A 6,395-nucleotide genomic window follows, 5' to 3' on the forward strand; every position below is an offset into this window, starting at 1 on the left:
AGGTCATCCTTATAGAAGAAGCCCTTGTCTGCAACATACTGCCAGTTTGTTGCATAAGCGGGATTGAGGTTGATGTCGATGTCAATAGTTCCGCCGCTTGCAGCATCCTTTGCAACGATCTTCGGAGCAGCGTCAGCAACCTTTGTATAATCAAGAGTAGCGTCGATAACGCTCTTCTGTACTGTTGCGAGCTTGAGACCGCTGATTGAGGCAACAGTGCCGTCGTCATTATATGTAACAGCGATGTCCTTAATGTAAGGAGTCGTTGCGCCTTCAGCAGTTGTTTCGGTCTCGAATGCGTAATACTTATCATCTGCGGCAGTAGCGCCCTTTACGTACAGATAGCCTGAATATTTATAAGATTCAGCACCTGCAGCATTTACAGTCACATTTCTGCGGAAGATATAAACGCCTGATTTAGTGGGAGTGAACTGATTTGCACCGCTGTAATCAGGAGTAGCGCCCTCGGCATCGTCGCCTGATCTCTCGGAGAACTCATCTGTAGGTTTAACAGCACCGTTCGCCCAAATGAGCGTGCCGCCAGCCTGAAGAGTTGTTACCTCATTAGCAATACCGCCCTGAGCATTAGCTTCACTGCCTGCTGTATTGTTCTGAGCAACAGGTGCTACAGCATTTTTAGAGAGCTCAAGAGCATATATTTTAGTAGTATCATTAACAGCATCATAATTTGCAGCAGTAGTGATACCTTCCGGAAGAGCAGTTGCAGCACCTGTAACAGCTGTTCCAGCAGCAGCTCTAACAAGAGAAAGCTTTCCGCTGAGCTGAACGCCTACCAATGCGTCAACATTACCAGTATTTACGATAGATACGTCCTTGTTGACAGTCTGTCCGGGGACCCATTCATACGGAGGCTGGAAGTCCTCGACGATGCTGGTATTATACTCAGCCTTGGCCGAAAGACGGTTGGTAACCTCATCCTTGCTTGTGAACCACGCAAAGGTCGATCCTGCGACAGTAACGCCTGCGACAGCTAAAGCGCCAACAAGAATTCTGCGATCCTTCTTATTGTTTTTTCTCATAAAATCACTCCTTTATATTCTCTGAGGTTTCCTTTTCTGGGATTGTCCCCTGATTATTTTTGGAAATCTCACCTATATCTTCAACAGCATTGCTTTCTCCCTCGCTCCTATCAAAATAGAGTTGCATAAGGTAGAAGAATACTGCAATCAGAACAATTATCGGTATTATGAAATACCATCTTAGCTGTATGAAACGAATAATGTAGCCGAGAAACGGCACATGGAACTTTACTACGCCGATGACGCGCTTTTCGTCGATAAGGAACGAGTCCTCGGCATCATTGGCGTCGCCCTTTGTCCGGAAGCATGTAACGCCGGTTCCCTGATAATCTTCTAATTTCTGTGTGACACGGTGGGTCAAATAAGCCTCGCTGTCCTCTGATGGGTTGAAAGTAATGATGTCATTCTCACTGATATCATTTGCCCCGCAAAGCTTAACGAAGACCATATCCCCCGGACTGTATACAGGCTCCATTGAGGGAGTCAGTACAGTGTAATAGCGGAATCCGAACAGTGATTTGCTTGGGTTCTTGCTTGAGGCAAACAGCAACGCACCGATAATAATAGCGGCAGCCAGTATGTAAACCATGACAGAGCGAACGATTGAAAACACCTTATATCCAGCGCTTTCGGGTAAAGTCGACTGTTCAGTTTGTTCATTTTTCATCTCTATAATTACCACCGCCATTCTCACTCGAGGACTATTATTCAACATCGACTTATATTTTAACACTATTTTTACGAATTGTCAACACTTTTTTCACCGTAATACTACCATTCTGAGCAATTTTAGTGCTTTCATCCTTCAATCCGCAGAGTGCCAACCGTTCTATTGAATCAATGAACTCTTTGCCTGTATATGCTTCTGTACTAACGGAATTAGCAAAAACATCATAGCCTAATGCTGATAATTGTTTATTTTAGCCCAAATTGTATACTGAAATGGTACCAATTTTACCATGAGACTGGTGGAATCTAAGAAGATCAGGAATAATGATATTTCCAACCGCATCTCATTATAAACCGATATATACTTATTATAATGCTCCCGCTGTTTTCGCCCCTTGGTGTTTTAGGCAACTGCCAAATTTTAGCATAATATGAACAACTAATCGAAACAAGCACTTCAAGGTTGTCCCGTGCGATTTTCAAGCTCGATGTTGAAGTCGGTGCGCAGACGCATATGCTTGCGGCAATAAATGATATCGAGGACAGCACGCTCTTCAAGCTCCGTGAAATGGTAACAGACGAGGTGCGCCGCATAAATGGTATCATAAACTTTAAGAGCGCTGTCAGATATCAGCGCAGTGAGGAAGATCAAAATTGACAAACACATCAGAATTGAAAAAGGAGGGACGAAAATGCTTCATACGCTTCAAAAAAAATTGCCTGTCCATATCATTCAGACAAGCAATGCTCCAATAGAATATAGCGGAGGCGATGTCTATTTTGGAAATAACCAGAAGCAGTCACAGCTCGGAAATATCGAACGTGATGACCGAACGCGGCGTGATAACAATTGAAAACCTCACTCCCGATGGGACAAATAACGAAGTCGTAAAAGCAGCGGAAAACGAGTTATACAATATCTTTTCCAAGTACAAAATAGAGCTGGACAAAAGCCGGTAAATGTGGTATACTGTTGGCTGCGGAGAGTTTTCCGCAGCCGGCAGCTCTGAAAGGAGCTGATCACTATAATAGCGATATATGCAAGGCAGTCTGTTGACCGTGCAGACAGTATATCTATCGAGCAGCAGATAGAGCTCTGCCAATACGAAACAAGAGGTGAACCGTTCAAGGAATACACCGATAAGGGTTACAGCGGAAAGGACACGAACCGTCCGCAGTTCACACAGATGATGAGCGACATAAGAGACGGATTTATCCACGCGGTAGTTGTCTACAAGCTCGACCGCATAAGCCGTTCGATTCTCGACTTCTCGAACATGATGGAGGTCTTCAGCAGGTACAACGTGCAGTTCATTTCGGCGACGGAGAAGTTCGACACATCCTCGCCTATGGGCAACGCCATGCTGAACATCTGCATCGTCTTTGCTCAGCTTGAACGCGAAACGATACAGAAGCGAGTCGCCGATGCTTACTATTCGCGTAGCCAGAAAAGCTTTTTCATGGGCGGACCTATCCCCTACGGATTCAGAAAAGTCCCGACAGTCATCGACGGCATACACACCTCGATGTACGAGCCTGTCCCCAACGAAGCAGAAGTCGTGAAGCTGATTTTCAATATGTACTCTCAGCCGAACACCTCCTACGGCGACGTGATAGACCGTCTGAACGAACTCGGGATAAAAAAGCGCGGCGGAAACTGGGCTCGTCCGCGGATAAGGGAAATACTCGTCAATCCGATATACGTCAGAGCTGACCTCGACGTCTACAACTTCTTCAACGAAAACGGTGCAGAGATAGCTAACCCGCCTGCCGATTTCATCGGCGAGAATGGCTGTTACAGCTACAAGAGCAAGAACGAAAAGAAGAAGAACTCCACGACTGTCGAGGGCAATCAGATAGTCCTCGCACCGCACAAGGGCATAGTTGATTCCGCAGTATGGCTGAAATGCCGCATGAAATGTATGTCAAAGAAGCAGATGATACCCTCGCAGAAGGCGAAAAACTCATGGCTCAGCGGAAAGATAAAATGCGGCGAGTGCGGATACGCGCTCTTGGCGAAAAGCTTCAGCGGACGCCCTCACCGCTATCTGCTCTGCTCGAACAAGCTGAATTCCAAAGCCTGTGTCGGAGCGGGGACGCTCTATACAGAGGAAGTCGAGCAGCTCGTTTACAGCGAGCTGCAAAAGAAGCTCGCACAATTCCGCACTCTCTCGCCCTCAAAAAACGAAATGCCATGTACAGAGCAGAACGAACTTGAGATCGAACTCGCGGAGATAGACAACGAGATAAAAACTCTACTTGAAAAGTTGAGGAACTCGGACAACGCTCTATTTCGCTACATAAACGAGCGCATAAACACTCTCGACAAGCGCAAAGCCGATATAGGTGAGCGTATCCGTGAACTCAGTCAGAAAAAGGACATCCCCGCTGACGAGATAGACCTTCACCTTAAAATATGGGACGAGCTGAGCTTCGACGACAAGCGTCAGGTCGCAGATACGCTCATCAGAGTCGTACACGCGACAGACCAGAAAATAGCCATACAATGGCGGTTTTAGCTTCCGCTTGAACGCCGAGGCGAAGCACTCAGGATAACACAGGATAAGCTCAATGAGAAGAATTTCTACGCATGTAATCCATCATTTGATAAAGCTTGTACAAAATAATTAATTCCTTAACCCCAAGGTAAATCTTTCGTCTGATGTACCTTGGGGGTACTTTTTTCTGTCAGCAAAAAAGTGCCTGAAAACTTGTATAATCTTCAGACACTCTATTTTACTATAAATTTTGCATGTATACTTTTTTCAGTTCAACCTGCTATGCTGGTCAGCTTCTTTTCTTCATATCTCAACATAATCTTTTTCATAACTAATACAGAAAAAATACCTATTGCGATTCCAAGAATCATTCCTGCTAAGACATCTGACGGGAAATGAACATATAAATACATTCTTGAAAAAGCTATTGCAAAAGCAATCAGAAATGCCGGTATACCAAAACGTTTATCATAACTAATTATAATCACAGCTGCAAGGAAACCAAAAAGCGTATGTCCGGAAGGGAATGAATAATCTCTGGGAATTGCGATAAGCATTTCAATATCATCATTTATCCAGCACGGCCGGCTTCGGGCTATTAGATTCTTCATAATAACATTTACAGCCAAAAAACTGAAAACCAAGCCAAAAGAAAGTGTTATTCCGCACTTTCTATGCTTCTTTATCATCAAGAAAACTACGGAAACAACTATCCATAGGAGGCCAAGGTTTCCAAGAAAAGTTACTTTTGGCATAATAAAGTCCATTACTTCATTTCTACAATTCTGCTGTATCCAGTCCAGAATCTTAAAATCAAGCTCATTTATCATAATAACTCTCTATTGCCCCCAATCCTCTTTTCGTCTACATTACTTTTAAAATTATATCATATTGTTATAATATAGTCAATCTCTTTTATACTATATATCTCTTTTTTCTCCAATTTCTCTTATTTTTTTGTTTTCTGACCTGTTTGCAAAAAACTGGGGTACTTATACAAGTACCCCAGCAAATTCTTTTAGTTTACTATACATGTTACCGGTTCTGCTTCATCAATTTCAGTAGCATCTTCATCATCTGTTGAAATGTTCTCTGTGATATCAGCAGGTTCTGTCTCTGTTGAAACAATAACCTCATCATCTGCTTCAGCTGTTATTGCATTATTATCATCTACAGAGATCTCATCAGGCGCAATTGCTATTGCATCCTCCTGTAAATCATCAGATTCCTGAACAACTTCAGACTTAAGCATCATAGCAGCACTGCGGCTCTTATTATTCTCAATTTCCTTGATCATAGCATTCACGCATCTTGCATAAGCCTTTGCGCCTTCCTCATTCGGATGGATCGAATATGCGCTTGCGATACCATTCTGTTCCAGATCTTCAGATTGCTTAGTAAGTATTATTTTATTGATCCATGCATTATCAGAATATGCCTGATGTCCTCCGTCCTTGTCAAACTCTTTTTCAACATCGACAAAATAGATATTCATGCCCTGATCTTTGCATTCATCAACAATACTCTTAATGCTGTTATTGAACTTTGTGACATTTTCATTTACGATAGTAGCTTCCTTCTCACTGATAAGCGCACCCTTACCAGTTTTATCAAGAAGCTTAGGATAACCAGCTACTATTATATTTGCCTGAGAGCCTGCAGAGGACTGTATGCCTGTATATACATCCTTAATATTTGACCTCGTCGTATCAAATTCAGCCCATATACTGTCCATTTGTTTTTCAAGCTTAAGCTTGCCGCTGCCAAAATGAAGATATGTACTTCCTGTAGCACAGGTGGTAATGATATCAGCAAATCCGACATCGTTTCCACCAACAGTAAGCGTTACATAATCAACATCCCCGTCTACTTTGTTGAAAACATCCAGCTGTTTGGGAAGGTAATATGTTGTCTTAAGGGTCTTGAACAATGATATTCTCTTATATGTATCTTTTCTCTGCTTCTCCTTGCTGAAATGCTTTGTTTCTGCTCCGGATACAGCACCGAAATACCACTTGCATTCTGATGAGTTTGTTTCTTTGACATTGTAATCTCTCATCTTGCCGCTGACTTCAGGAATTTCAAGCAGACCCGGCCAGCTCTTGGTTGATCTGTGTGCAAGCCAGTCTTCATCATAGATTTTTTTCTCCCAAGCCTGATCCTGGCCATAAAATGCCGGTATACCTTC

Annotated in this window: 7 protein-coding genes; 3 read left to right on the top strand and 4 right to left on the bottom strand. The window is 43.2% G+C overall.

What is annotated here, in order from left to right; genetic code table 11:
* Positions 1-1,040 (bottom strand): BsaA family SipW-dependent biofilm matrix protein (locus J6U00_RS10830; protein ID WP_296581749.1); only part of this gene is annotated, 1,040 nt, incomplete at its 3' end.
* Positions 1,041-1,044: 4 nt separating this feature from the next.
* Entirely contained in the window at positions 1,045-1,707 is a 663-nt protein-coding gene (locus tag J6U00_RS10835) for a signal peptidase I (protein WP_296581751.1), read from the bottom strand.
* Between the two features lie 516 nt (positions 1,708-2,223).
* Here J6U00_RS10835 and J6U00_RS10840 point away from each other — a divergent pair.
* From J6U00_RS10840 to J6U00_RS10850, 3 genes are all read left to right on the top strand, one after another.
* Positions 2,224-2,367 carry a hypothetical protein gene (locus tag J6U00_RS10840; RefSeq protein WP_296581753.1) on the top strand — a complete coding sequence of 48 codons (144 nt, stop codon included), beginning with the start codon at positions 2,224-2,226 and terminating at the stop codon, positions 2,365-2,367.
* A 122-nt stretch (positions 2,368-2,489) separates the two neighbouring features.
* Positions 2,490-2,669 carry a hypothetical protein gene (locus J6U00_RS10845; RefSeq protein ID WP_296581756.1) on the top strand — a complete coding sequence of 60 codons (180 nt, stop codon included), beginning with the start codon at positions 2,490-2,492 and terminating at the stop codon, positions 2,667-2,669.
* A gap of 56 nt (positions 2,670-2,725) precedes the next feature.
* Positions 2,726-4,228: a recombinase family protein gene (locus J6U00_RS10850; RefSeq protein ID WP_296581762.1), complete on the top strand. Its 1,503-nt coding sequence runs from the start codon at positions 2,726-2,728 to the stop codon at positions 4,226-4,228.
* Positions 4,229-4,479: 251 nt separating this feature from the next.
* Here J6U00_RS10850 and J6U00_RS10855 read toward each other — a convergent pair whose 3' ends face one another.
* Positions 4,480-5,037, bottom strand: coding sequence for a phosphatase PAP2 family protein (locus tag J6U00_RS10855; RefSeq protein WP_296581758.1), 558 nt, complete (start codon positions 5,035-5,037; stop codon positions 4,480-4,482).
* 188 nt (positions 5,038-5,225) lie between these two features.
* Positions 5,226-6,395, bottom strand: a 1,170-nt coding sequence (locus J6U00_RS10860) for an SGNH/GDSL hydrolase family protein (protein WP_296581760.1), incomplete at its 5' end; no start/stop codon positions are given.

It is taken from the genome of Ruminococcus sp. (genome assembly GCF_017650195.1).
Taxonomy (GTDB): domain Bacteria; phylum Bacillota; class Clostridia; order Oscillospirales; family Ruminococcaceae; genus Ruminococcus.